This window comes from Clavibacter michiganensis subsp. tessellarius (assembly GCF_021922985.1).
Taxonomy (GTDB): domain Bacteria; phylum Actinomycetota; class Actinomycetes; order Actinomycetales; family Microbacteriaceae; genus Clavibacter; species Clavibacter tessellarius.
Map to the genome: position 1 here is coordinate 1,392,849 of NZ_CP040788.1, position 25,286 is coordinate 1,418,134.

22 protein-coding genes are annotated in these 25,286 nt (G+C 72.9%); 5 read left to right on the forward strand and 17 right to left on the reverse strand.

Going from position 1 to position 25,286, the window contains the following annotated elements; genetic code table 11:
- Window positions 1–40: 40 nt before the first annotated feature.
- The 6 genes from FGG90_RS06370 to thyX all read right to left on the reverse strand — a co-directional run bounded on the left by FGG90_RS06370 (window position 41) and on the right by thyX (window position 6,752).
- A complete protein-coding gene (locus FGG90_RS06370) occupies window positions 41–1,273 on the reverse strand; it encodes an ABC transporter permease (RefSeq protein ID WP_094129091.1) in 1,233 nt (410 codons plus the stop codon).
- Window positions 1,270–1,977, reverse strand: coding sequence for an ABC transporter ATP-binding protein (locus FGG90_RS06375; RefSeq protein WP_094129088.1), 708 nt, complete (start codon window positions 1,975–1,977; stop codon window positions 1,270–1,272). The genes FGG90_RS06370 and FGG90_RS06375 overlap by 4 nt, the downstream gene beginning before the upstream one ends.
- Window positions 1,974–2,951, reverse strand: a complete 978-nt coding sequence (locus FGG90_RS06380; RefSeq protein ID WP_237583536.1) for an efflux RND transporter periplasmic adaptor subunit — start codon at window positions 2,949–2,951, stop codon at window positions 1,974–1,976. The genes FGG90_RS06375 and FGG90_RS06380 overlap by 4 nt, the downstream gene beginning before the upstream one ends.
- 300 nt (window positions 2,952–3,251) lie before the next feature.
- Window positions 3,252–4,928, reverse strand: a complete 1,677-nt coding sequence (locus tag FGG90_RS06385) for a ribonuclease J (RefSeq protein WP_094129084.1) — start codon at window positions 4,926–4,928, stop codon at window positions 3,252–3,254.
- A gap of 58 nt (window positions 4,929–4,986) precedes the next feature.
- On the reverse strand, window positions 4,987–5,970 hold the full coding sequence (gene dapA, locus FGG90_RS06390) for a 4-hydroxy-tetrahydrodipicolinate synthase (protein ID WP_094129081.1): 984 nt from the start codon (window positions 5,968–5,970) through the stop codon (window positions 4,987–4,989).
- 32 nt (window positions 5,971–6,002) lie between these two features.
- The gene (gene thyX / locus FGG90_RS06395) at window positions 6,003–6,752 is read right to left on the reverse strand and encodes an FAD-dependent thymidylate synthase (RefSeq protein WP_214582457.1); all 750 of its coding nucleotides are present in this window, start codon (window positions 6,750–6,752) and stop codon (window positions 6,003–6,005) included.
- 187 nt (window positions 6,753–6,939) lie between these two features.
- On the opposite strand from thyX, the gene FGG90_RS06400 reads away from it, so the two are divergent.
- Complete coding sequence (locus tag FGG90_RS06400) at window positions 6,940–7,860, forward strand: TIGR01777 family oxidoreductase (RefSeq protein ID WP_094129075.1); 921 nt, start codon at window positions 6,940–6,942, stop codon at window positions 7,858–7,860.
- Window positions 7,861–7,898: 38 nt separating this feature from the next.
- Here FGG90_RS06400 and FGG90_RS06405 read toward each other — a convergent pair whose 3' ends face one another.
- The 7 genes from FGG90_RS06405 to FGG90_RS06435 form a co-directional block, all read right to left on the reverse strand.
- Window positions 7,899–8,351 (reverse strand): hypothetical protein, encoded by a 453-nt coding sequence (locus FGG90_RS06405; RefSeq protein ID WP_094129072.1) that lies wholly within the window; start codon window positions 8,349–8,351, stop codon window positions 7,899–7,901.
- On the reverse strand, window positions 8,351–9,184 hold the full coding sequence (gene dapB, locus FGG90_RS06410) for a 4-hydroxy-tetrahydrodipicolinate reductase (RefSeq protein ID WP_094129068.1): 834 nt from the start codon (window positions 9,182–9,184) through the stop codon (window positions 8,351–8,353). The genes FGG90_RS06405 and dapB overlap by 1 nt, the downstream gene beginning before the upstream one ends.
- 88 nt (window positions 9,185–9,272) lie before the next feature.
- A complete protein-coding gene (locus FGG90_RS06415) occupies window positions 9,273–9,875 on the reverse strand; it encodes a histidine phosphatase family protein (RefSeq protein WP_094129065.1) in 603 nt (200 codons plus the stop codon).
- Between the two features lie 8 nt (window positions 9,876–9,883).
- Window positions 9,884–11,239, reverse strand: a complete 1,356-nt coding sequence (locus FGG90_RS06420) for a M16 family metallopeptidase (RefSeq protein WP_094131470.1) — start codon at window positions 11,237–11,239, stop codon at window positions 9,884–9,886.
- A 67-nt stretch (window positions 11,240–11,306) separates the two neighbouring features.
- Window positions 11,307–11,786, reverse strand: coding sequence for a hypothetical protein (locus tag FGG90_RS06425; protein WP_237583537.1), 480 nt, complete (start codon window positions 11,784–11,786; stop codon window positions 11,307–11,309).
- A 398-nt stretch (window positions 11,787–12,184) separates the two neighbouring features.
- Window positions 12,185–12,604 carry a hypothetical protein gene (locus FGG90_RS06430; protein WP_237583538.1) on the reverse strand — a complete coding sequence of 140 codons (420 nt, stop codon included), beginning with the start codon at window positions 12,602–12,604 and terminating at the stop codon, window positions 12,185–12,187.
- A 293-nt stretch (window positions 12,605–12,897) separates the two neighbouring features.
- The gene (locus tag FGG90_RS06435; protein WP_094129059.1) at window positions 12,898–14,034 is read right to left on the reverse strand and encodes an aldo/keto reductase; all 1,137 of its coding nucleotides are present in this window, start codon (window positions 14,032–14,034) and stop codon (window positions 12,898–12,900) included.
- A gap of 555 nt (window positions 14,035–14,589) precedes the next feature.
- Here FGG90_RS06435 and FGG90_RS06440 point away from each other — a divergent pair.
- Together FGG90_RS06440 and FGG90_RS06445 are read left to right on the forward strand one after the other, a co-directional pair.
- Window positions 14,590–15,120, forward strand: coding sequence for a YbhB/YbcL family Raf kinase inhibitor-like protein (locus FGG90_RS06440; protein ID WP_094129056.1), 531 nt, complete (start codon window positions 14,590–14,592; stop codon window positions 15,118–15,120).
- A 16-nt stretch (window positions 15,121–15,136) separates the two neighbouring features.
- On the forward strand, window positions 15,137–15,520 hold the full coding sequence (locus FGG90_RS06445; RefSeq protein WP_094129053.1) for a hypothetical protein: 384 nt from the start codon (window positions 15,137–15,139) through the stop codon (window positions 15,518–15,520).
- 102 nt (window positions 15,521–15,622) lie between these two features.
- On the opposite strand, the gene FGG90_RS06450 is transcribed toward FGG90_RS06445, so the two are convergent.
- Together FGG90_RS06450 and rpsO are read right to left on the reverse strand one after the other, a co-directional pair.
- Window positions 15,623–17,896: a polyribonucleotide nucleotidyltransferase gene (locus tag FGG90_RS06450; protein WP_094129050.1), complete on the reverse strand. Its 2,274-nt coding sequence runs from the start codon at window positions 17,894–17,896 to the stop codon at window positions 15,623–15,625.
- Window positions 17,897–18,372: 476 nt separating this feature from the next.
- The gene (rpsO, locus tag FGG90_RS06455) at window positions 18,373–18,642 is read right to left on the reverse strand and encodes a 30S ribosomal protein S15 (protein ID WP_012038735.1); all 270 of its coding nucleotides are present in this window, start codon (window positions 18,640–18,642) and stop codon (window positions 18,373–18,375) included.
- A 202-nt stretch (window positions 18,643–18,844) separates the two neighbouring features.
- On the opposite strand from rpsO, the gene FGG90_RS06460 reads away from it, so the two are divergent.
- Together FGG90_RS06460 and FGG90_RS06465 are read left to right on the forward strand one after the other, a co-directional pair.
- A complete protein-coding gene (locus FGG90_RS06460; protein ID WP_210433055.1) occupies window positions 18,845–20,197 on the forward strand; it encodes an MFS transporter in 1,353 nt (450 codons plus the stop codon).
- A 26-nt stretch (window positions 20,198–20,223) separates the two neighbouring features.
- Window positions 20,224–20,958 carry an HNH endonuclease family protein gene (locus FGG90_RS06465; RefSeq protein WP_237583539.1) on the forward strand — a complete coding sequence of 245 codons (735 nt, stop codon included), beginning with the start codon at window positions 20,224–20,226 and terminating at the stop codon, window positions 20,956–20,958.
- Window positions 20,959–21,220: 262 nt separating this feature from the next.
- On the opposite strand, the gene FGG90_RS06470 is transcribed toward FGG90_RS06465, so the two are convergent.
- Complete coding sequence (locus FGG90_RS06470) at window positions 21,221–22,828, reverse strand: DASS family sodium-coupled anion symporter (RefSeq protein ID WP_237583540.1); 1,608 nt, start codon at window positions 22,826–22,828, stop codon at window positions 21,221–21,223.
- 104 nt (window positions 22,829–22,932) lie between these two features.
- Window positions 22,933–25,209 carry a HelD family protein gene (locus tag FGG90_RS06475; RefSeq protein ID WP_210433054.1) on the reverse strand — a complete coding sequence of 759 codons (2,277 nt, stop codon included), beginning with the start codon at window positions 25,207–25,209 and terminating at the stop codon, window positions 22,933–22,935.
- Window positions 25,210–25,286: the final 77 nt, after the last annotated feature.

Consider the following 25,286-nt stretch of genomic DNA (forward strand, 5'->3'; position numbering starts at 1 on the left):
GCGCCGGGCCGGGTGGGGCGCTCGCCGCCCGGCCCGGGCATCAGTACCGGATCGCGTCGATGACGGACACGCGCACCGCGACGAGGGCCGGCAGCAGGCCCGCGACGGCGCCCACGGCGAGCGAGGCGCCGAGCCCGAGGAGGGCCGCCGAGAGCGGGAACGGCGGGAACTCGGTGACGCCCGAGGCGACGAACGCGAGCACCCACGGGCTCTTCACGATCGCGACCGCGGCCATGACGCCCACCACGCCCGCGGCGACCGTCGCGACCACGCTCTCCATCATCACCGCGAAGAACACGCGGCCCGCGCTGGCGCCGAAGCTGCGCCGGACGCCGATCTCGCGGATCCGCTGCTTCACGGTCACGAGGGAGATGTTCACGAGGCCGAGCGCACCGAGGAGGAGCACGAGGCCGGCCACTCCCCCGACGAGGATCTTGAGCGACAGCAGCGGGTCGTAGTCGTAGGTGCCGTAGTCGTTCCGGCTGACGCTCGCCTGCACGCCCTCGGGGGCGGAGGCGGCGACGTCCGACTGGATGGCGGCGGTGAGCCCGTCGGACTCCTCCTCCGGGACCCACAGCTCCATCTGCGGGCTCATCGCGGCCAGGGACGCGGAGCTCATCATCCGCTCGGCCGTCGACGACAGGACGTACATGGACGGCGGATCCTCGGCGTAGAGGTCGGGCACCTCGCCGACCACGACGGCCGTGAGCGCGCCCCGCTCCCCCTGCAGCGTGACGGTGGGGTGGGTCGCGACGTCGGGCGAGCCGAGCCGGGCGAGGAACGCCCGGTTCACGACGAGGGTGGGCGCGAGGAGGTCGGCGTCGCCGTCGTCGAACCAGCGGCCCTCGACGACGTCCACGCGGCGCATCTGCCCGTAGTCGGGATCCACCACGGTCGCGTACACCTGCTCCGCGCCGCCCGGCAGCTCGACGGCGAGCGGCGCGGAGCCGATGACGGTCGACCACGTGATGCCGTACCGGTCGGCGACCTCGGCGAGGAGCGCCCGCTGGTCGGCGTACGGCATGCCCTCCCCGCTCTCGGAGTACATGGAGACGGAGAGCGAGGCGGGGCGCCCCGACTGCCGCTCCATCTGCTCGGTCTGCGCCTGCTGCACGACCGCGCCGAGGCCGACGACGGACGTGATGGCCGTGACCGCGACGGCGACGCCGATGAGGGAGAGGAGCACCCGGGTCCGATGGATGCGCAGCTCCGCCCACGCCTCGACCACCGCCCCGACGAGGCCCGTGCCCGTGCGGGCGAGCCAGCCGCTCACGCGACGACCTCCCGCGTGAGGGCCTCGGCCGGCGCCAGCACGCCCGTCTCGAGGCGGTGGTGGCGATCGGCGCGGGCCGCGACGGTCGGGTCGTGCGTGATGGTCACCAGCGCCGCGCCGGACGCGTGCGCGACCTCCGCGAGGAGGGTCATCACGGTCGCGCCGGTCTCGATGTCGAGGGCGCCCGTGGGCTCGTCGGCGAGGATCAGCCGGGGCGAGCGGACGAGCGCCCGGGCGATGGCGACGCGCTGCTGCTCGCCGCCGGACATCGTCTCCGGCATCGCGTCGATCCGGTGGCCGAGCCCCATGCGGTCGAGCATGTCCGCGGCGATCGACGCCCGCCGCCAGAAGGTGCGCCCGGTCGAGTACAGCAGCGGGGTCATCACGTTCTCGCGGGCCGTGCGGCCCTGCAGCAGGTTGAACTGCTGGAAGATGAACCCGATGTCGCCCCCGCGGGCCCTATCGCGACGCGAGCCCGACACGTGCGCCATCGGCACGTCGTCGAGGAACACCTCGCCGGTGGTCGGGGTGTCGAGCAGCCCCAGGATGTTCAGCAGCGTCGACTTCCCCGACCCGGAGCGGCCCACGATCGAGACGTGGTCGCCGACCGACACGTCGAGGTCGACGCCGTGCAGGATCGTCAGCGGCTCGTCGTCCGGCCGCTGGACCGTGCGGGTCACCTGCTCCAGGCGGATGAGGCTCATCCGCCGTACCCGCCCTGCATCGTCATGGCGTCCTCCTCGGGCGCGGGCGCGCCGGGCACGAACTCGAGCACCATGTCGCCCTCGGCGAGGCCGGACGTGATCTGCACCACCTTCCCGTCGCTGATCCCGAGGCCCACGGCGCGCTCCTCCGGCTCGCCCGACTCCGACGCGAGCCACACGTTGCCCGTGTCGGCGAGCCCCTCGACCGCGGTGGTCGGCAGCGTCAGCACGTCGGGTGCCTCGCCCGCGGGGATCGTGATCTCGGCCGCGAGGCCCGGGAAGACGCGCGTGCCCGCGGGGACGGCGCACGAGACGGTCGCGCCCGCGGACGACGACCCGGTGCCCTCGGCCGACCCGGCGTCGCCCGAGGTCCCGGCCGAGCCGGTCCCGCTCGCGGCGGCCGGCTGCCCGATCCGCAGGTCGCCGCACGCGAACGGCGCGGGCCCCGAGGCGATGGCGACGGTCGCCGACGTCGGCTGCGTGACGAGCCGGTACTGCTCCTCCGCGGTGAGCGGCGCGGTCGCGCGGAAGGTGGGCGGCGCGATGCGGCCGACCGCGTCGCCGACGGCGACCTCCTGGCCGACCAGCACGCCGAGCTCCACGAGGGAGCCCGCCGCCGACGCCGTCACCGTCTCGGTGACGACCTTCGGCTTCGGCTGCGTGACGGTGCCGTCCGCGGCGACCACCGGGTCCACCGGCGTCTCCTGGCGGATCACGAGGATCGGGTCGCCCGCCTGGACCGTGGCGCCCTGCCCGGCGACGAGCTTCGCGACCTTGCCCTGCAGCGTCGCCTTGACGGGCACATCGGGATCCGGCTGGATGGCCCCCTTCACCGTCACGTCGTTGACGACGGTCGCCACGGAGGCGGCCACCTGCGACTGCACCACCGACCCGGTCGGCGTCTCGGCCGTGTCCTCCGCGGTCGTCCCGAAGAACGCCATCCGGACGAGCGCCACGGCGATCGCCCCGAGCACCACCAGCCTCGTGATCGGGAGGATCCATCTCCGCCAGACGCCCACAGCCGCTCCTTCCCCGGCGTTCCCCTGCGGCCCGTCCGGTCGATCCCGACGCTAGGGGCGGCGTCGTGCGCGCCGCTTCGTCCGCGGGGATGACGTGCCCACCCCCGACCGGGGGCCGCGAGGGGGGACGGGAGCGGCACGCGCGGCGGAGGCGATGCGGCACCCGCGCCCAGGCGCCCCGGGACGACGCGAGGGGGCGGGGTCTCCCCCGCCCCCTCGGGACGTGCTGCGCGCACCGGCGCGACGCGCTCCGGCCTACGCCTCGATGACCACCGGGATGATCATCGGCCGGCGGCGGTGCGACGAGTTGACCCAGCGGCCGACCGTGCGGCGGACGACCTGCGAGTACGCGTGCGTGTCCCGCGTGCCGTTGGCCGCCGCCTCCGTGAGCGCCCGGACGACGAGCGGCTTGACGCTGTCGAACACGCGGCTGTCCTCCGCGAAGCCGCGCGCCTCGATCTCCGGCCCGACGATGGCCTTGCCGGTCTGCGGCTCGACCACCACGAAGATCGTGACGAAGCCCTCCTCGGAGAGGATGCGGCGGTCCTTGAGGTCGGCGTCGGTGATCTCGCCGACCGTGGACCCGTCGACGTAGACGTAGCCGACGTCGAGCTGGCCCGTGACGCGCACGTGCCCGTCCTTCATGTCGAGGACGGTGCCGTCCTCCGCGAGGAACGTGTTGCGCTCCGGCACGCCCGTCTGGATGGCCAGCTGCTGGTTCGCGACCAGGTGCCGGTACTCGCCGTGCACCGGCAGGACGTTGCGGGGCTTCAGGATGTTGTAGCAGTAGAGCAGCTCCCCGGCGGCCGCGTGGCCCGAGACATGCACCTTCGCGTTGGCCTTGTGCACGACGTTCGCGCCGAGCTTGGTCAGTCCGTTGATCACGCGGTACACGGCGTTCTCGTTGCCCGGGATGAGGCTCGACGCGAGGATGACCGTGTCGTCCTGCCCGATCTCGATCTGGTGCTCGAGGTTCGCCATGCGGCTGAGCACGGCCATGGGCTCGCCCTGCGATCCCGTGCTCATGTAGACGATCTCGTCGTCCCGCAGGTTCACGGCCTTCTTCGCGTCGATGAGGATCCCGTCCGGCACCCGGAGGTAGCCGAGCTCCGCCGCGATGGTCATGTTGCGGATCATCGAGCGGCCGATGAACGCGACGCGGCGCCCGTTGGCGGCGGCGGCGTCGAGCACCTGCTGCACGCGGTGCACGTGGCTCGAGAAGCTCGCGACGATGACCCGGCGCGGCGCCTTGGAGATGACCGCCTCGAGCACCGGCCCTATCGAGCGCTCGGTGGGCGTGAAGCCCGGCACGTCGGCGTTCGTCGAGTCGGACATGAAGAGGTCGATGCCGGCCTCGCCGAGGCGCGCGAACGCGCGCAGGTCGGTGATGCGGCCGTCGAGCGGCAGCTGGTCCATCTTGAAGTCGCCGGTGTGCAGCACGCGGCCGGCCGAGGTGGTGATGGCGACGGCGAGCGCGTCCGGGATGGAGTGGTTGACGGCCACGAACTCGAGCTCGAACGGCCCGAGGCGCTCGCGGTCGCCCTCCTTCACCTGGAACGTGTACGGCGTGATCCGGTGCTCCTTGAGCTTCGCCTCGATGAGCGCGAGCGTGAGGCCGGAGCCGATCAGCGGGATGTCCTGCTTGAGCCGCAGCAGGTACGGGACCGCGCCGATGTGGTCCTCGTGGCCGTGCGTGAGGACGATGCCCACCACGTCGTCCAGCCGGTCGGCGATGGAGGAGAAGTCGGGCAGGATCAGGTCGACGCCCGGCTGGTGCTCCTCGGGGAAGAGCACGCCGCAGTCGACGACGAGGATCTTGCCGTCGATCTCGAACGTCGTCATGTTGCGGCCGATCTCGCCGAGGCCGCCGATCGGGGTGATGCGGAGGACGCCGGGCTTCAGCTCGGGCGGGTCGTAGACGGCCTGGGGCATGGATCTCCTCGGGTGGCGGTGCGGCGCGACGGCCGGCGACGGGATGCTCGGGCGCGCCTCAGCGCGTGGTGCCGGCGACCTGCGGCAGCGCTCCGCCGGCGGCGGCGTTGCGGTCGGGGCGGAAGTTGCGGAAGTCGACGCCGGGCACGTCGCGGACGAGGTCGATCTCGTCCTCGATCTGCGCGGCCTCCCACTCCTCCGGGCCCACGAGGGGCAGGCGCACGCGGGGGCTGCCGATGCGGCCGAGGCCGTGGAGGATGTACTTCGCCGCGACCGTGCCGGGCACGTGGGTCATGACGGCGCGGACGAGCGGCTCCAGCTGCTGGTGCGCGTGCGTGGCGGCGGCCAGGTCGCCCGCGTTCACGGCGTCGACCATGGTGCGGTACGGCGTCGCCGTGATGTTGGCGGTGACCCCGATGAGGCCCGTGCCGCCGATGGCGAGCGTCGGCAGCGCGTTCGCGTCGTCGCCCGCGAAGTACATGAGGCTCGTCTGGTTGAGCACGCGGCTCGCCTGCGCGAGGTCGCCCTTGGCGTCCTTCACCGCGAGGATGTTCGGGTGCTTCGCGGCGCGGAGGATCGTCTCGTACTGGATGGGGATGCCCGTGCGGCCGGGGATGTCGTAGAGGATGACCGGCAGGTCCGTCGCGTCCGCGATCATCCGGAAGTGCGTGAGCACGCCCGCCTGCGTGGGCTTGTTGTAGTACGGCGTGACGATCATGTTGCCGTCGGCGCCGGCCTTCTCGCTCTGGCGTGCGAGCTGCATGGCGTGCGCGGTCTCGTTGGACCCGCCGCCCGTGATGATCTTCGCCCGGCCGGCGCTCACGGAGCGGCCGACCTCGACCAGCTTGATCTTCTCCGGGTCGGTCAGCGTGCTGGTCTCGCCCGTGGTGCCGGTGACGACGATGCCGTCCGCGCCCGCGGTGATGACGTCGTCCATGTGCTTCTCGACGCCCGGCCAGTCCACCTCGCCGTCGGCGGTGAAGGGGGTGACGAGCGCCACCAGGACCTGACCGAAGGGATTCTCAGACGACACGGCTCCCATGGTAACGGTCGGCGGGCGCGCGATCCGGTGCGCTACGGCGCGACGCGGCCGTTCTTCTGGAAGGCCGCGTGCGTGAGGGGCATGAGCCGCGCGAACTCCGTCTCCATCTCCTCCGCGCACATCTCGATCTCGCGCTGGGGGAAGCTCGGGAAGGTCGAGTCCTCGTGCTTGGTGCGCAGGGAGAGGAAGTTCATGAGCGCGCGGGCGTTGAGCGTGACGTACATCGACGAGTAGATGTTGAGCGGCAGCACGATGCGGGCGACCTCGCGGGCCACGCCCTGCTCGAGCATCCGCTGGTACGAGGCGTAGGCCTCCTCGGACGTGCGCCGCGTCTCCGCCTGCACGAGCTCGGTCTGCTCGGGGCTCCCCGCGTGGAACTCGTAGGCGCCGGGCTTGCCGACCTGCACGAGGTTGCGCTCGGGTCCGGGCACGTAGAACACCGCGTCGAGCTCCTTGTAGCGGCCCGACTCCTCGTTGTACGAGGCCATGCGGTGGCGCATGAACTCGCGGAACACGAAGATCGGCGCCTGCACGTAGAAGGTCATGGAGTTGTGCTCGAACGGCGAGCCGTGGCGGTCGCGCATGAGGTAGTTGATGAGGCCGCGGTCGCGCTTGACGCGCTTCTCCTCCGCCTCGGTGTCGACGTCGCCCTCGAGGGCGCGGTCCTGCCCGTCCGGCTCGTCGAGCGCGCGCTCGAGGGTCTTCTCGCCGGCGGTGGAGACGCGGGCCGCGAAGATCACGTCGGAGTCGTGGGCGCTGGAGCGGACGAGCTCCACGGTCATGTCGGATCGGAAGGCGATGTCGTGGGGCACGACGTCACTGTACGCGACCGCCGTCGCGCGGGACGCCGGGTGGGAGGGCCGCCCGGGACGATCCGCGGCGCTCCCCCGACGCGCCGCGCACGCCCCGCGCCCGGCTCCCGTGCGGCGCCGCGTCCTAGGCTGTGAGGCACCGACGAAGGGCGCCACCATGGCCGACAGCACCGCATCCCCCGCACCGCTCACCGTCCTGATCTCGGGCGCCGGCGGCACCATCGGCACCGAGCTGCAGGCCCAGCTGCACGACGCGGGCCACCGGGTCCGGAAGCTCGTGCGCCATGCGCCCTCCTCCCCCGACGAGCGCCAGTGGCAGCCCGCGGAGGGGCGCCTCGATCCCGTCGCGCTCGACGGGGTCGACGCCGTGGTCAACCTCTCGGGCGCGTCCATCAGCCGCCTGCCCTGGACGAAGCCGTACCAGGAGGAGATCCGATCCTCGCGCGTGCAGGCGACGCGCACCATCGTCGACGCAATGGCCCGGGCCGCGACGCCGCCCGCGGTGCTGCTCAACGGATCCGCCGTGGGCTTCTACGGCGATCGCCCGCAGCAGCGCCTCACCGAGGACTCGCCGCGCGGCGCCGGCTTCCTCGCCGAGGTCGTCGAGGCGTGGGAGGCCGAGGCGCACGAGGCGCCGACCGGGGTGCGCGTCGCGACCCTCCGCACGGGCCTCGTGCTGGCGCAGGCCGGCGCGCTCGCGCCGCTGCGGCTGCTGACGAACCTCGGGCTGGCCGGCAAGCTCGGCACCGGCGGCCAGGTGTGGCCGTGGATCTCGCTCCGCGACGAGGCCGCCGCCATCGTGCACCTGCTGACGTCGTCGCTCTCCGGGCCCGTGAACCTCACCGGGCCCGAGCCCGTGATGGCCGACCGCCTCATGCGGCACCTCGCCAAGCGGATGCACCGGCCGTACCTGGTCCCCGCGCCCGAGGCGCTCATCCGGCTCGCCCTGCGCGACGCCGGACAGGAGCTGCTCCTCTCCAGCCAGCCGGCCCGGCCGGAGAAGCTGCTCGCGGACGGCTTCGCGTTCCGCGACCCCACGGTGGAGCTGGCGATCGACCGGCTGCTCGCGAAGGGCTGACGCGCCGGATCCCGCCGGACGCCGGCCGACGCGCCGGATCAGGCGGCGGGCTCGCGCGTGCCGTGCAGCGCGATCGCGCGGCGGATGGCCCCGCGTGCACGTCGGCGGTCGCCGCTCGCGTCGTAGGCGAGCCCGAGGCGGAACCACGCCCGCCAGCTCGCGGGCTCCTGCTCGACCTCGGCCTGGTAGACGGGGAACGACGCGTCGGCCGCGTCGCGCAGGGGGCGCCCGCTCGCGCGCGTCGGCAGGTCGTCGACCGGCAGGCCGCCCTCCTCCTCGAGGATCCGCGCGAGCCTCCCGCTGCGAACGCCGAACGCCAGCTCGCGGACCAGCGCCCACGCGCCGACGAGCGACAGGAGCACGAGGCCGATGCCGAGCAGGATCCCGACGGGCTGGCCCGACAGCACGAGCAGGACGGCGAACTGGCCGGCCACCGCCAGGTACAGCAGCATGAGCACGGCCATGAGGCCGACGCCGATGCGCGTCCCCATCAGGAGCTCGTGACGGCGGCGGCCTGGCCGCTCGGGCCGCCGTCGTCCACCGGGCCGGTCGTCGACGCGGGGTCGGAGGCACGGGCCGCGCGCTCGCGCGAGCCGTCGAGGTCGATGAGGCGGTCGAGCCCGACGCTCACGCCGCGCGCGCTGCGGGTCGCGCGGAGGGCGAGCAGGATCCCGGCCTCGTACGCGCTCGGGGCGAGCGTGTCGTGGCTGATGGTGAGGACCTCGCCGTTGCCGCCGAAGACCACGTCCTGCTTGGCGACGACGCCCTGCATCCGGAGGCTGTGCACGGGGATGCTCGCGACCTGCTGGCCGCGGGCGCGCTGGTCCGTGTGCGGCGCCTGCACCGGACCGCGGGTGCCGCGGGCCTGCGACATGAGCTCCGCGGTGCGCACCGCCGTGCCGGACGGCGAGTCGATCTTCGTGGCGCCGTGGGCCTCGACGATCTCGACGGAGTCGTAGAACCGGGCGGCCATCTGCGCGAAGGACGTCGCGAGCACGCTGCCGACGGAGAAGTTGGGGATGATGACGACGCCCACGGCGAGGTTGCCGGTGATGCGGCGCTCGAGGCCCTGGATGCGCTCGCCCGTCCACCCGCTGGTGCCGACGAGCACGTTCATGCCGTGCGCGATCGCGTACTCGACGACGCCCTGGCTGACCGCGGGGAGCGTCACGTCGACCGCGATGTCGGCGCCGAGCATGTCGGACAGCTCGCCCTTCGAGTCGAGGCTGGCGACGAGCTCGAACTCCTCGCTCGCCTCGACGATCTGCGTGATCAGCTGGCCCATCCGGCCCGTTGCGCCGACGACGGCGACCGTGGTTGTCATCCGGCCAGCGTACCGGGGACGCCTCGGCGCATGCCCGGGCGACGGCCACCCGCGGACGGCGACCGGCGGTGCGGGTCGCAGCTCGGGGCTAGTAGGGCTGCTGCTCCGGCAGGCCCGTGCGCAGCTCGACCGGCAGGTGGCCGAGGTCGTTGTGCACGACGAGGACCGGTGGCTTCGCCGAGCGCACGCGGATGATGGTGAGGCCGCAGTTGGCCTGGTTGATCCCCATCCAGCGCCACTCCGGGGCGTCGAACACGTGCCGCACGAACCACGCGATGACGAAGTTGTGGGTGATGAGCAGGTCGTGCCGGTCGCCGCGGGCGGGCGCCAGGAACTCGCTCACCGCATCCGCCATCTGGGCGCTGCCCGCGTCGATCTCCTCCTCGGTGATGCCGCCGAAGAACGACTCGAAGGCGTGCGGCATGTCGGGCACCGGGCCGGACGGGATGCAGTCGAACAGCAGCGACGACGGCTCGGGCTCCATCGCGGGCATGCGCTCCGCCATGATCGCGGCCGTCTCCTCCGCGCGAGCGAGCGGCGAGTGCCGGACCGAGGTGAACGGCACGCCGCTCAGCCGGTCGGCGATGCACTGCGCCTGCCGCTTGCCGCGGCCGGAGAGCGGACCGTCCGGGAGGCCGTGCTCGGCATCCTGCTGCTCGCCGTGGCGGACGAGGTAGATGTAGTGGGACACGGTTCCTCCTAGAGGAGCGAGGGGGTCGCGAGCAGCGGGGCGAACGCGTCGGCACCGACGGTGCCCACGGCGGCGATGGACAGCGGACGGGACGCGAGGTCGGCCGCGAGGGCGCGCACGTCCTCCGCGGTGACGCGGGAGAGGCGCACGAGCGTCTCGTCGAGGTCGACGAACTCGCCGGTGGTGATCTCGGAGCGGCCGAGTCGCGACATGCGCGTGTCCGAGTCCTCGAGCGCGAGCGCGGACTGGCCGGAGAGCTGGCCGAACGCGCGGGTCAGCTCCTCGTCGGTCACGTGCTCGTCGGCGAGGCGGCGGAACTCGTCGAGCATGAGGCGCGAGACCTGCGCGGTCTTGGCGGCCGTGCATCCGGCGTAGAGCCCGAAGACGCCCGCGTCGGAGTACGAGGCGCCGAACGAGTAGACGGAGTACGCGAGGCCGCGCTTCTCGCGCACCTCCTGGAACAAGCGCGACGACATGCCGCCGCCGAGCACGCTGTTGAGCATGGCGAGCGCCGGTCGGCGGTCGTCGGATGCCGCGAGACCCGGGACGCCGAGCAGGATGTTCGTCTGCTCGATGGGCCGGTCGACCACGACGAGCTCGCTTCCGCGCGTGATGGTCGGCGAGGCCCCCGTGCGGCGGGCGACGGGGGCGGCCTCGATGGAGAGATCCCAGCCCGCGCGCTCGAGGCCCGCGATGACCCGGGCGACGAGGGCATCGTGGTCGACGGCGCCGGCGGCGGTGATGACGAGGTCCTGCGGCCGGTAGTTGCGGCGGTAGTGCGCGACGACCGCGTCGCGCTCGGCGGCCTCGATGTCCTCCGGGCTGCCGCCGATGGGACGGCCGAGCGGGTGATCCCCCAGGACGGCCTCGAAGAAGCGCTCGCTCGTGACGTCCCCCGGGTCGTCGTCGGCCATCGCGAGCTCTTCGAGGATGACCCCGCGCTCGGTCTCGAACTCCTCGGCGTCGATGAGGCTCGAGGTGACCATGTCGGCGAGCACGTCGACCGCCATGCCGAGGTCGCGATCCCGGACCTTGGCGTAGTAGCAGGTGTACTCCTTGGCGGTCACGGCGTTGTGCTCGCCGCCGACCGCGTCGAAGGCCACCGCGATGTCGAGCGCCGAGCGCGACGCCGTGCCCTTGAAGAGGAGGTGCTCCAGGAAGTGGGTGGAGCCGAGGTCGCCCGGCTGCTCGTCCCGCGACCCGACGGCAACCCACATGCCGATGGTGGCGCTGCTGCTGCCCGGCACGTCCTCGCTGAGGATTCGGACGCCCGACGGCAGGACGCTGCGTCGGACCTCGGATCCGCCCGCCGCGCGGATGGTGAGCTCGGGCTGGTCGAGGGGGAGTTCTACGGGGCGGGACATCATCGTCACCATACGCCACGGGCCTGACGCCGGATCGGTGGCCGCGACGGCCGGGCGCGCACGCGGATCAGCATCCGGGCCCGGCGTCCCGGGCCCCGCACGCGCCGCCGACCAGGACAGTGGAGCCCTGCAGCACGTGGATCGTGACCGGCCCGACGGTGACCGGCAGGGTGCCCGGGATCTGCTGCCACGCCCCGCCGTCGAAGCGGTAGGACGGCGAGTACGCGATGGTGAGCGACACCCGCCGATCCCCCATCCGCCCGTAGACGTGGCTCGTGGGCGTGGCCGTGAACTCCTGCTGGCCGAGGTCGCGCCACGAGGCACCCGGACCCTGGACGGTGGTGGTCGTCCCGTCGCCGTGATCCCAGGCGAACGACACCGGCACGAACCGCACCTGCGCCGGCCGCCCGAGCAGCGTCCCGCCCACGACCTGCGCCCCGGCGTCGGTGAGGAGGTTGACCGGCGATCCCACCAGCGCCCACCCGTTGGGCTGCGACCGGATGGACGCGTCGCGCGGCACGAAGCCGGCCACGTCGTCCAGGGTCACGCCGGGCGCCGCGGGAGCCGCAGGAGCCGGATCCGCGGGCTTCGCTGGCGCCTTCGCGGGCGGCAGGAAGACGTGGTGCCCATCTGCGCACGACCCGGCGCCCGGCGTGCAGGGCGTGTCCGTGTCGGCGGCGAGGCGCCCGCGGGGTACCGGGGGTACTACCACCGGCTTGTGATCAGTTGCCTCGGTCGAAGCGCCAGATTCGAATTCGGGGCTTCTGGCTCCTGGATCGTCAACAACGCGCGCCCTTAGCGCTACACCAGAGCCCGCAATTTCGCCCGCTATGCAGCTACCCACGACTCCCGATGACTGACCACATGAACTTGCCATAGCTCGCAGGGGTAAAAAGATGCCGGCTAAAGACAGGATACCGACAGCCGCAACTAACCAAGTAAATTTCAATCGCACGCGTGAACCGTCTCGTTGCGAAGGGAATCACTAATCCTCCAAGAGCCAGCTTCCGACTTGATCGCTTTCATCTGCAAAGAAAGTCGATCATCTCGCTTTGGAGTTACGTCCCGGCCGCCGGAATCTAGTATCCGGGTTCCACTGACGTCAAGGCAAGCTTGCGCAACCATGTAGCTCACGCCCTGTGGATCCCTACCGCGACTCGTTACCTCGAATGCAGACATTCGCGACTTGCCCTCTTGACTTTCACCCTTTTGGGAAATATCACGCACTGATGCAATTTCGCTTTGTAACGCATCGCCGGTGAGAAGCTGTGAAAGCTTTTCGTCCGTCTCCTCGGTGGTACTCAAGTTGACGTAGCGGGCAAATACGTCCTGGAACGCCGCATCATCCTGCTGCTCCTGCGTCAAGGACGGCGTCGGCGCGGGCGTCGGCTCCGGGGCCGCCGTCGGAGCGCACCCGCCGAGGCCCGCAGCCGACAGGGCCACCAGCAGGGCGGAAGCGGCAGCTCGGCGTCGGCGCGACGCATCTCTCGGTCGTTCGTGCAAGGTCGTCTCCCCCGGGGCGTCGGATTCCGCGCGCGGACGTGGACGCGGAGGGCGTCGGCGTCGCGGTGGGGGAAAGGTAGCCGGGCGGGCGCCACGGGACGCGGCTCGATCCACATCCCAGGGAATCAGGAGCGGTGCGAGGGCCTGTGGGCGGACTACTCCGAGGCGCGGTCGAGGCGCGTCACATCGTGCCGCGACAGCTGCACGTGCGCCGCCTGCACCAGGTCGTGCACCTGCTCGGGCCGGCTCGCGCTGGCGACGGGAGCGACGACGCCGGGCTTCGCCAGCAGCCACGCGAGCGCGATGGTCGCGACGCTCGTCGAGTGGTGCTCTGCGATCTCGTCGAGGGCGGTGAGCACGCGCAGCCCGCGCCGATTGAGGTACTTCGCCGCCCGCTGCCCGCGCGCGCCCTCGCGCACCGAGTCCCGCGTGCGGTACTTGCCCGTAAGGAAGCCGTTCGCGAGCGCGAAGTACGGCATCACGGAGAGCTCCTGGCCGCGCACGACGTCGAGGTAGTCCGCCTCGTAGGGCGCGCGGTTCACGAGGTTGTAGTGGGTCTGCAGCGCGACGAACCGAGGCGCGTCGTAGAGGCCGCCGAGGATCCGCGCGTGCAGCAGCCGCTCCGCCGCGTAGTTCGACGCCGCGAGGTAGCGGACCTTGCCCGACGCGATCAGGCGCCCGGCCGCGGCGAGGCTCTCCTCGAGCGGCACGTCGAGGTCGTCCCAGTGGAAGTAGAGGAGGTCGATGGTGTCGGTGCCGAGCCGGGAGAGGCTCGCGTCGACGGCGCGCTCGATGCGGGAGGAGCCGAGGCCCGGGAAGTCCTCGCTCTTGCCGATCTTGGTGGCGACGACCATGGAGTCGCGGTTGCGGCGCTCGCGCATCCACGACCCGATCATGTGCTCGCTGCGGCCGCTGGCGTAGGAGTCGGCCGTGTCGATGAAGTTGCCGCCGGCCTCCTGGTAGCGGTCGAGGATCGCGGACGTGTCCTCGGCTCCCGCGGTCCAGCCGAAGACGTTGCCGCCGAGGGCGAGGGGGAAGACGCGGAGGTCGGTGTCGCCGATCGCGCGACGTCGCGCAGGGTGCGGGATGCTGCCGCCGGCGAGGAGGCCGGGCTCCGCGACGGCTTCGAGGACGAGGGCGCCGGCGGCCTGGACGGTCGTCTCGGCGATGGTCGGGGACGCGGTCGTGGGCTCCGCGGGCGAGCCGCGCCGGATGCCGGTCACCCCGCCGCGGCGACGTCGCGGGCTCGAGCCGGGCGCGACCGTCGGGGAGGTGGGAGGGGACGACGTCACAGCCATGATCCTACCGCCCAGCATACGAAAGGTTTGCGTACCAACGGATCCGCGGCGCACCGCTTCGCCCTGCGGACACACGGCGTGCGAAGGCGCCTGACGACGGGTCGGCGCATGGAGACGCGGGCCTCTCCGACACGGGATCCGCCGGCATCGCGTCGGGTCCCTCGTGGCGCTCACGACGGACGGCACGTGGAGCGCGCGGCCCGCAGGCCACGCGCTCCACCGGAAGGGGTGCCGTGGATCCCCCGACCCCGGCACCCCTCGGCGGTCTGCATCCCCCGATGCGTCCCCCGGAGGCGGGCGGCCCCTCGGCCGATCCCGCGGATTCCACGCTAGCGAGCGCCCACCGACGAGACCCAGCCCCTCTTCGGGGGCCTGCCAGGCGTCTCGTCACACGTCGGATCCGCCCTCCGCCGCGCGAGCCGACCCCGGCCGACGCGGTCCGGCGGACGCGCTCGGCGCGAGGCCGGTCCGGCCCCTGGGGCGGATCCCGGCCGAGCACGATGCCACCGTGCGAGGCTGGTCGGGTCAGCACCACCGAGAGGACCCCACGTGACCAACGACCCGCTGCACCGCCTGCCGGACGCCGCACCCTTCCACCTCACCAGCCCCGACTTCGCCGACGGGGCGCCGCTGCCGCTCACCGCGCGCGGCGCGTCGCAGGGCGGCGCCGACCGCTCCCCCGCGCTCGCCTGGACGGGCGCGGCGGCCGAGACCCGGAGCTACGTCCTCACGTGCTACGACCCCGACGCCCCGACCGGCAGCGGCTACTGGCACTGGGCCGTGAAGGACATCCCCGCGTCGACCACGTCGCTCCCCGAGGGCGCGGGCGATCCGGAGGCGGGCCTCCTGCCCGACGGCGCCGTCACCCTCCACAACGAGTCGCGCGAGACGCGGTTCGCGGGGGCGACGCCTCCCGAGGGCCACGGCACGCACCGCTACTTCTTCACCGTGACGGCGCTCGACGTGGACTCGCTGGACGTGCCCGAGGGCGCGACCCCGGCGGTCCTCGGCTTCCTCATGCTCCCCCACGTCGTCGGTCGCGCCCAGCTCGTGGGCACCGCCATCACCGTCGCGGGCTGAGCGGGAGGGGGCGGACGTGACCGGGGAGGTCGAGGACGCGGGAGCAGGCGCGGGCGACGGAGCCCGGACCGTCCGCCCCCGCACGCGGGTGCTGATCGCGCTCGCGGCGGTGCTCGTCGTGGTCGCCGCCGTGATCGCCGCCGTCGCGATCGCGCGCAGCGGAGGGGACCCCCTCGCGCCCGTCCCGGCCACCAGCGCGCCGAGCACGACGCCGGGCGGGGGCGAGGATCCCGGCGGGAGCACGGCACCGCCGACGACCGATCCCCCGGGCACCGTGACGCCGGACCCGGAGCCCGCGCCCAGCCCGCCGACGAGCTCGAGCCCGGATCCGGAGCCGTCCTTCTCCGTCGGCCCGGGCACCACCGTGCCCTACCCGGGCGACCCCAGCGACGGCAAGTAGCCCTCAGCCGGCGCGGCGCCGTCGGCAGCGCGCCCGGGAACGACGGATGCCCGCCCCACCGAGGTGGGACGGGCATCCGGTCCGTTCAGCGTGCGTCGGGGACTAGCCCTCCGCCGGCTCGTCAGTGCCGTGGCTGGCGGCGTCGCGGCCCTCCTGATCGGCGGCCTCCTCCAGCACGGGAGCGAGCGACAGCTTGCCGCGGTCGTCGATCTTGGTGATCTCCACCAGGATCTTCTGGCCGACGCCGAGCACGTCCTCGACGTTCTCGACGCGCTTGCCGCCGGCGAGCTTGCGGACCTCGCTGATGTGCAGCAGGCCGTCCTTGCCGGGGAGCAGCGAGACGAACGCGCCGAACGTCGCGATCTTGACGACGGTGCCGAGGAAGGACTCGCCGACCTCGGGGTTCGTCGGGTTCGCGATGGCGTTGACCTGCGCACGCGCGGCCTCCGCCGACGGGCCGTCGACGGCGCCGATGTAGACGGTGCCGTCCTCCTCGATGGAGATGTCGGCGCCGGTCTCGTCCTGGATGGCGTTGATCGTCTTGCCCTTCGGGCCGATCAGCTCGCCGATCTTGTCGACGGGGATGTTGACCGAGATCACGCGGGGCGCGGTCGGGGCCATCTCGTCGGGGGCGTCGATGGCCTGGTTCAGCACGCCGAGGATGGCCGTGCGGGCCTCCTTCGCCTGCTTGAGCGCGCCGTCGAGGACCGACGTGGGGATGCCGTCGAGCTTCGTGTCCAGCTGGATGGCCGTGACGAACTCCGACGTGCCGGCGACCTTGAAGTCCATGTCGCCGAGCGCGTCCTCCGCACCGAGGATGTCGGTGAGGGCCGCGTAGCGGACCTGGCCGTCGACGGTGTCGGAGACGAGGCCCATGGCGATGCCGGCGACGGGGGCGCGCAGCGGCACTCCCGCGTTCAGCAGCGACAGGGTCGAGGCGCAGACGGAGCCCATCGACGTGGAGCCGTTGGACCCGAGGGCCTCGGACACCTGGCGGATCGCGTAGGGGAAGTCCTCGCGGCTCGGCAGGACGGGGACGAGGGCGCGCTCGGCGAGGAAGCCGTGCCCGATCTCGCGGCGCTTCGGCGACCCGACGCGACCGGTCTCACCGGTGGAGTAGGGCGGGAAGTTGTAGTGGTGCAGGTAGCGCTTCTTCGTGATGGGGCTCAGCGAGTCGATCTGCTGCTCCATCTTGAGCATGTTCAGCGTGGTGACGCCCAGGATCTGGGTCTCGCCGCGCTGGAAGATCGCCGAGCCGTGGACGCGCGGGATGACCTGCACCTCGGCGTCGAGCGGACGGATGTCGGCGAGGCCGCGGCCGTCCATGCGGATGCCGTCGCGGAGGATCCGGCCGCGGACGACGGTCTTCGTGACGGACTTGTACGCCGCGGAGAACTCGGTGAGCGCCGATGCGGGCAGCTCGCCGGCCTCGACCTTGGCGGCCACGGCCTCCTTGGTGCGGGTCTTGAGGGCGTCGTCGGCGTCCTGGCGCTCGATCTTGTCGGCGATCTGGTACACGCCGCCGAGGTCGGAGAGCGCGAGCTCGCTGACCGCGTCGTAGGTCTCCTGCGCGTACGGCAGGAAGACGGGGTAGTCGACCGTGGGCTTCGCGGCCTGCTGCGCGAGCGAGGCCTGCGCGGCGACGAGCTGCTGGATGAACGGCTTCGCGGCCTCGAGGCCCTGCGCGACGACGGACTCGTCGGGCTTCGTGGCGCCGCCCTGGATGAGGTCCCAGGCACCCTCGGTGGCCTCGGCCTCGACCATCATGATCGCGACGTCCTCGTTGCCCTCGGAGTCGGTGACGACGCGGCCGGCGACGGTGATGTCGAAGACGGCCTCCTTGAGCTGCGAGTGCTTCGGGAAGACGACCCACTGGTCGCCGATGAGCGCGAGGCGCACACCCGCGATGGGGCCGGAGAACGGGATGCCCGAGAGCATGCTCGAGGCGCTCGCCGCGTTGATGGCGAGGCTGTCGTAGAACTCGTCCGGCGCGATGCTGAGGACGGTGATGACGACCTGGACCTCGTTGCGGAGGCCCGTGATGAACGACGGGCGCAGCGGGCGGTCGATGAGGCGGCAGACGAGGATCGCCTCGGTGGAGGGGCGGCCCTCGCGGCGGAAGAACGAGCCGGGGATCTTGCCCGCGGCGTAGCTGCGCTCCTCGACGTCGATGGTCAGGGGGAAGAAGTCGAAGTTGTCCTTCGGGTGCTTGCCCACCGAGGTGGCGGACAGCAGCATCGTGTCCTCGTCGAGGTACGCGGCGACCGCGCCCTGCGCCTGCTGCGCGAGGCGGCCGGCCTCGAATCGGACCGTGCGCGTGCCGTACTTGCCGTTGTCGAGGACTGCCTCGGCGAACTTGATCTCTGGACCTTCCATTGAGGTCTCTCTCCTTCGTGTTGCGCCTCTCGGCGACGCCCGTCGGGCGCTCGTCCTGCATCCCGTGTGGATGCGGACCTCCTGCGACAGAGGAGGAGCGGGCGAGGCGACACGTCGGTGCCCGCCTGATGCGGATCCCGGGTGCACGTGCGCGGCTGGTTCCGCTCGTCGGCCGGTGGCCGACGGCGGCGGGCGCATGTCTGGCCATCAGTGGGAATGCTCCGAGCGACTCGGAATACCACCACCAACGACCAGCTCCTGCCGGCCAGCTCCATCTGTCGTGATCGCATCGTGACGCTGGGCGCCCGCTGGATCACTGCGGCCATGGTAGCACCCGGCCCCTCGCGGGCCCGGGAGGACGGCGATCGCCGGGTGTCGGGCGGACGACGCGCGCCTTAACCGCAGACGAGCCGCCACCCCGGAGGGTGACGGCTCGTCCGCTTCGCACGTGTGCGATCAGCGACGCGTGGTGCGTGTCAGCGGCGGATGCCCAGGCGCGCGATCAGGGCGCGGTAGCGCTCGATGTCGACGTTGGACAGGTAGCCGAGGAGACGACGACGCTGGCCGACCAGGAGGAGCAGGCCACGACGCGTGTGGTGGTCGTGCTTGTGCTCCTTGAGGTGCTCGGTGAGGCCCGTGATCCGCTTGGTGAGGAGCGCGATCTGCACCTCGGGGGATCCGGTGTCACCGGGGTGGGTCGCGTACTCGTCGATGATCGCCTTCTTGACGTCTGCTTCCAGAGCCATGTGATGATCCCCTCTCGTGTTCGTTGCGCGGCGCCCGTCACAGGATGTGCGAGCTCTCTTGATCCGCGGCCGTTCAGACGGCAACCGCACGAGCATACCAGAGGGGCGGGGCGTCCCCCGCGGGCGAGGACCCGGCGCGGGGGCGGCGTCGGTGATCTCGACTAGCGTGGAAATCCACCCTACAGAGACGACGCAGCGACACGTGAGCATCCCGCCCGAGACCTCCCCCATCCCGATCCCCGACGAACGGCAGGTCCGCGGCAGCCACTTCGTCGACCTGACGCCGCTCAAGGAGAGCCCGGCCTTCGCGCGGCTCTGGGCCGGCAACGCCATCGCGGGCATCGGCAGCCAGATGACGATCGTCGCGATCGGGCTGCACGTGTACGAGCTGACGGGATCCACCGGCGCCGTCGCGCTCGTGGGCGTGCTGTCGCTCGTGCCGATGATCCTCGCGGGCCTCTACGGCGGCATGCTCGCCGACGCGTTCGACCGGCGGAAGGTCGCGCTCATCGCGTCGTGCGCGGCGTGGGGCTCCACCATCGCGCTGGCGGCGCTCGCGTGGACGCACGCGGAGACGGTGGGGTCGCTCTACGCGCTGAGCATCCTCAACGCGGTGGCGGCGACGGTGATCGGGACGAGCCGGCAGGCGATCCTCCCCCGCATCCTCCCGCCGCACCTGCTGCCCGCGGCCAGCGCGCTCGGCGGGATCAGCCTCGGCGTCATGGTCACCGTGGGGCCGGCGCTCGCGGGCGTGCTCGTCGCGTCGGTCGGGTTCCAGTGGACCTACACGGTCGACGCCGTGCTCTTCCTCGCGGCGTTCACGGGCGTGCTCGCGCTGCCGCGGATCGCGCCCGAGGGCGAGGTGCAGCGGCCGGGGCTGGCGTCCATCCGGTACGGGCTCGGGTTCCTCCGGACGGCGCCGAACATCCGGATGTCGTTCATCGTCGACATCATCGCCATGACCCTCGGGCAGCCCCGCGTGCTGTTCCCCGCGGTCGGCGCGGTCGTGCTCGGCGGCGGGCCGGTGACCGTCGGCATCCTCACGGCGGCCGGCGCGGTCGGCAGCCTCGTGAGCAGCGTGCTGAGCGGGTCGGTCGGGCGCGTCACGCGGCACGGGCGGGCGATCCGGCTGGCCATCGTCGCCTACGGGCTCTCCACGGCCGGCTTCGGGCTGGTGCTCCTGCTCGCGTCGCAGCCGGGCGTGCTGCACGGCATCGGGTCGCGGATCGAGGACGCGAGCGTGCCGGGCATCGTCGCCGCCTCGGTGCTGCTCGCCTGCACGGGCGCGGCCGACAACATCTCCTCGATCTTCCGCAACACCATGCTGCAGACCGCCGTGCCGGACAACATGCGCGGGCGGCTGCAGGGCATCTTCATCGTCGTCGTGACGGGCGGGCCGCGGCTCGGCGACGCGTACATCGGCATCGTCACGGCGTTCGCGGCGCTGTGGGTGCCGTCGCTCGTGGGCGGGCTGCTCATCGCGGTCGTGGTGTGGATCCTCATCCGCTCGCTCTCGTCGTTCGAGCGCTACGACTCCCGGGAGCCCACCCCGTGACCCGGCGGAGGAGCCGGAGGACGCCCGTGCTCGTGACGCTGGCGGCGCTCGTGATCGTGGTCGTCGCGGGGCTCGCGCAGTGGCACGGGGATCCGGCGCCGGCGCCCGCCGGCGGCGATGTCGCATCCGAGACCGGGCCCGGCGAGGAGCCGGGCGCACCCGGATCCGCGCGGCTCGCGCTCGAGGGCCTCGAGGTGCGCACCGAGGAGCGGGTCGAGGGCTACGACCGCGAGTCGTTCGCCTGGCGCACGGACGTCGACCGCAACGGCTGCGACACCCGCAACGACGTGCTGCGCCGCGACCTCGCCGACACCGCGATCCGCGACGGGACGCGCGGCTGCGTCGTGCAGTCCGGCGTGCTGACGGATCCGTACTCGGGCGAGCGCGTCGAGTTCGACCGGTCGCGGGATCCCGAGGCCGTGCAGATCGACCACGTCGTCTCGCTGTCGGACGCGTGGTCGTCCGGCGCCTGGCGCTGGGACGCCGAGTACCGCGCGGCGTTCGCGAACGACCCGCTGGAGCTCGTGGCCGCGTCCGCCGCGGAGAACTCGGCCAAGTCGGACGCGACGGCGGACGAGTGGCTGCCCGAGCACCCGGACGACGTGTGCGCGCTCGTGGTGCGGCAGGTGTCGATCAAGGTGCGCACGGAGCTCAGCGTCACCCGCGCGGAGCACGACGCGATGGCGCGCGTCCTCGACGACTGCGGGGACCTCCCGCTGCTGTCGTCCGACGACGTGCCGTGGCCGGCGCCCGCGCGCTGAGCGGAGCCCGGCCGGCGCCCAGGGACCCGTCACCTCCGCGGGCGAACCGATCGCGCGCCCGGTCCGAAGACACTGCGATGCGCCGGACCCCCAGAGACGCGATGCACCACGGGTCCGGATGTCATGGGGAGAGCGGTCGCACGGACGGCGCACGTAGAGGGGTCTCGGCGCCGGGACCACGACCGCAGGGCCGGCCCGTCATCGGGTCGGCCCATCTCCCTGCCCGCGGGTCGACGCCGCGGGGAGGGGAGAGCGGGCCGGCTCAGGAGAGCAGGCCGAGCACGCCCATCCACGCCGTGCCGACGACGCCCCAGATGACGATGAGCACCACGGCCATCACGAACCCGACGCGGAACCACTCCCTCGTCGTGACGTAGCCGGATCCGAAGACCACGCCGGACGGCCCCGACGCGTAGTGCGAGATGCCGCCGAAGAGGTTGCCGATGAAGCCCAGCACGAGCGCGGCGAACAGCGGCGGCGTGCCGGTCGCGACCGCGGCGCCGAGGAAGACCGCGTACATCGCGACGATGTGCGCCGTGTTCGACGCGAACAGGTAGTGCGAGAAGAAGTACACGAGCGCGAGCACCGCGAAGGCCCACGGCCAGGGCAGGCCGCCGACGGATCCGGAGACGGCGCCGCCCACGAGGTCGATGACGCCGAGCGCGTCGAGCTGGTCGGCCATGCCGACGAGCACCGCGAAGAAGATGAGCGTCGACCAGGCGGACGCGTTCGCCGCGAGGTGCGACCACTTGAGGACGCCCGTGACGAGCAGCACGGCGATGCCGCCGAAGGCCGCGGCCGTCGCGGGGATGCCGAGCAGGGATCCGCCGCACCAGAGCACGAGCAGCAGCACGAAGGTCGCCGCCATGATGCGCTCGTGTCCGGAGAGCGGGCCGAGCCCGCGCAGCTCCTCGCGCGCGTGGGCCGGCGCCTCGGGCGTGCGGGTGAGCGTGGGCGGGTAGACGCGCGCCATCGCCCACGGCACGACCACGAGGCTGAGGAGCCCGGGCACGAGCGCCGCCAGCGCCCAGCCGCCCCAGGTGACCTCGATGCCGAGGTCGGCGGCGGCCTTCTGCGCGACGGGGTTGCCGGCCATCGCCGTGACGAACATCGCCGACGTGACCGTGTTGACCTGCACGCTCGTGAGCGCGAGGTAGGAGCCGAGCCGGCGGCGCGACGCGTCGGACTCCGGGGTGGACCCCTGCACCCGGCTGAGCGACGCGACGATCGGGTACACGACGCCGCCCGCCCGCGCGGTGTTCGACGGCGTCGCCGGCGCGAGCACGAGGTCGGTGAGCGCCATGCCGTACGCGAGGCCGAGGCTGGATCCGCCGAGGCGCGACACGAACGCGAGCGCGATCCGGCGGCCGAGGCCCGTGACGAGGAAGCCGTCGGCGATGAAGAACGAGGCGACGATGAGCCAGATCGTGGGGTTGGCGAAGCCGACGAGCGCCTCGCCGTCGGTGGTCATGGTGCCCGTGAGCATCGCGACCGCGAGGCCGACCAGCGCGACGGGCGCGGTGGGCAGCGGCTGCAGGATGAGCGCGAGCACCGTGCCGACGAAGATCCCGGCCATGTGCATGCCGCGGGGGTCGACGCCCGCGGGCGGCGGGACGAGCGCGATGCCGATCGCGACGGCGACGATGACGACCACCTGGATCGCGCGCGTGCGGCGCGCGGCGCGGGCGGCGGCCGCGGGCGCCGCGGCGGCCGGTGCGCCGGGTGCCTCGGGCGCCGCCGGCTCGTCGGCGACCGAGGCCACGCCGCCGGGCGCGGGATCCGCGTCGTCGCGCGCCGGACCCCCTGGCGCCGGATCCGTGCCGGTTCCGGGGGCGGACGAGGGGCCGGGGTCTGCGGGAGGAGGGGTCATGACCGGCCCATCCTCCGCGCGTGCGGGGCCGCGTGCCACTTGTCTTCATAGTGTTCACGCGGGCGCCGCGGGCCGGTCGGACGGCGGCCCGCCGGCACCGCGGATCAGGCGGCGAAGCCCGTGGAGGTGACGATGTGCAGGCGCTGCGTGGGCCGCGTCATCGCGACGTAGAGGCCGGCCGCGCCGCGGGACGTGTGCGCGAGGACCTCGTCGGGCTCCGCGATGACGACCACGTCGAACTCGAGGCCCTTCGCCTCCTGCGAGCCGAGCACCGCGATGGGCCGGCCGAGGCCGCCCACGCCGATGCCGACCGCGGATCCGAACCGCTCGGCGAGCGCCCGGTGCAGCTCCACGACGCGGTCGTCGCGGGCGATGACCGCGAGCGTGCCGGTGTCGCCGCCCTCCCGCTCCTCGTCGACCACGTCGACGACCGCGGCCACGACCTCGTCGGCCTGGACCTCCACCGTGTCGATGGGGTGCTCGCCCTCGCGGACCGCGCGCGATCGGGTGACCGGGAGGCCGTGCGCGAGGGCCATGCGCTCGGCGGCCTCGGCGATCCGCGCGGGCGTGCGGTAGTTGACGGTGAGCTCCTCGAGGCGCCACTCGCGGCCGAGCACCGGGCCGAGCGCGTCCTGCCAGCTGGTGACGCCGACGGCGGAGCTGGCCTGCGCGACGTCGCCCACGATCGTGAACGAGCGCAGGGGGCAGCGGCGGAGGAGCACGCGCCACTGCATGGGCGAGAGCTCCTGCGCCTCGTCGACCACGATGTGGCCGTAGGTCCAGGTGCGGTCGGATGCGGCGCGCTCGGCGGTGGTGCGGCGCGCGGCCTGCTCGGCGAAGCCCTCCGCCAGGCGCTCGGCCGTGACCATGCCGCCGACGCCCATGTTCTCGATGGCCTGCTCGGCGTTCTCGATGTCGCGGAGGCGCTGCTGCTCGCGCTCGCGCGCGCTCGCGTCGGCCTGCGCGCTGAACTCGCCGAGGAGCTCGGCGGCCTCGTCGAGCAGCGGCACGTCGGCCACGGTGAAGGGGGCGTCGCGGTCGCGGCGGAGGAGCGCGCGCTTCTCGGGGCTCCAGCGCGGGGTGAGCGAGGCGAGCCAGTTCGGCCGGGCGTAGAGGTCCTGGACGAGCTTCTCGGGGGTGAGCGGCATCCACGCGGTGTTGAGCGCGACCTTCACGTCGTACGAGGTGCGGAGGTCCTCGCGGAGCATCGCGAGGTCGCTGTCGTCGAGGGCGCTGCCATTGCGGCGCATCTGCGACGCGAGGACCTGCGCGAGGGACCCGAGGGCGGCCTTGTTGAAGACCACGCGGGCCTCGTTGTGCGGCTTCCTGCTGTCCTGCGCGCGGCGGAGCGCGCTCGCGACGAGCGACGGCTCGAGGACGATGCGCTCGCCGTTCACGTCCAGCGTGACGGCCTCGGTGGGGACGACCTGGCGCGAGCGGACGGCGCGCTGCAGGAGGCCGGCCATCTCGGAGCCGCCCTTGACGGCCGCGACCTCGGGCGCGTCCTCGGCGGCGGCGTCGATGCCCGGGTAGAGCTGGCCGACGCTCGCGAGCACGACACCCGTCTCGCCGAGGGACGGCAGCACGGCCTCGATGTACTGGAGGAAGGAGCGGCTCGGCCCCACCACGAGCACGCCCGAGGACGCGAGCCGGTCGCGGTGCGAGTAGAGGAGGTACGCGGCGCGGTGCAGGGCGACCGCGGTCTTGCCCGTGCCCGGCCCGCCCTGCACGACGAGCACGCCGCGGAGGTCGGAGCGGATGATGCGGTCCTGCTCGGCCTGGATGGTGGCGACGATGTCGTTCATCCGGCCGGTGCGCCCCGCGGCGAGCGCGGCGAGCAGCGCGCCCTCGCCCTGGAGGCTGGTGCGGCCCTCGTCGAGCAGCGTGGGGTCGAACACCTCGTCCTCGACGTGCACGACCTCGCGGCCGCGCGTGGTGAGGTGGCGGCGGGCGCGGGCGCCGAGCGGGGTGGCGGCGGTGGCCTGGTAGAAGGCGCTCGCCTGGGGCACGCGCCAGTCGAGCAGGAGCGGCTGGAGGTCGTCGTCGCGGAGGCCGATGCGGCCGATGTACCGGTAGACCGGATCGCCGTCCCCCGCGGCGCGCGCGGGCGCGGCGTCGCGCGGCTCGTCCTCCGGCAGGTGCCCCGCCTCGAACTCGAGGCGCCCGAACACGAGGCGCTCGTCGACCTCGCGCAGCGCCTGCAGCCGGTCCTCGTAGATGCGCGCGAAGGCGTCGCGCTCGGACCGGTTCTGGTGCGTGCCCCCGGTGGGGCTGTCCCGCACCGCGACCAGCTGATCCCGGGTCTCCGCCCGCACCGCGTCGAGTCGTCCGTAGAGGCGCGTGACGTACGCGCGCTCGCGCTCCAGCTCCGTACCGGTCACCTGCACACCCCTTGGAATTCCGGCGTCAATCCTATCGAGGCGAGGGGGCGCCTCCCGACCGCGGGCGCCCCCGGCGG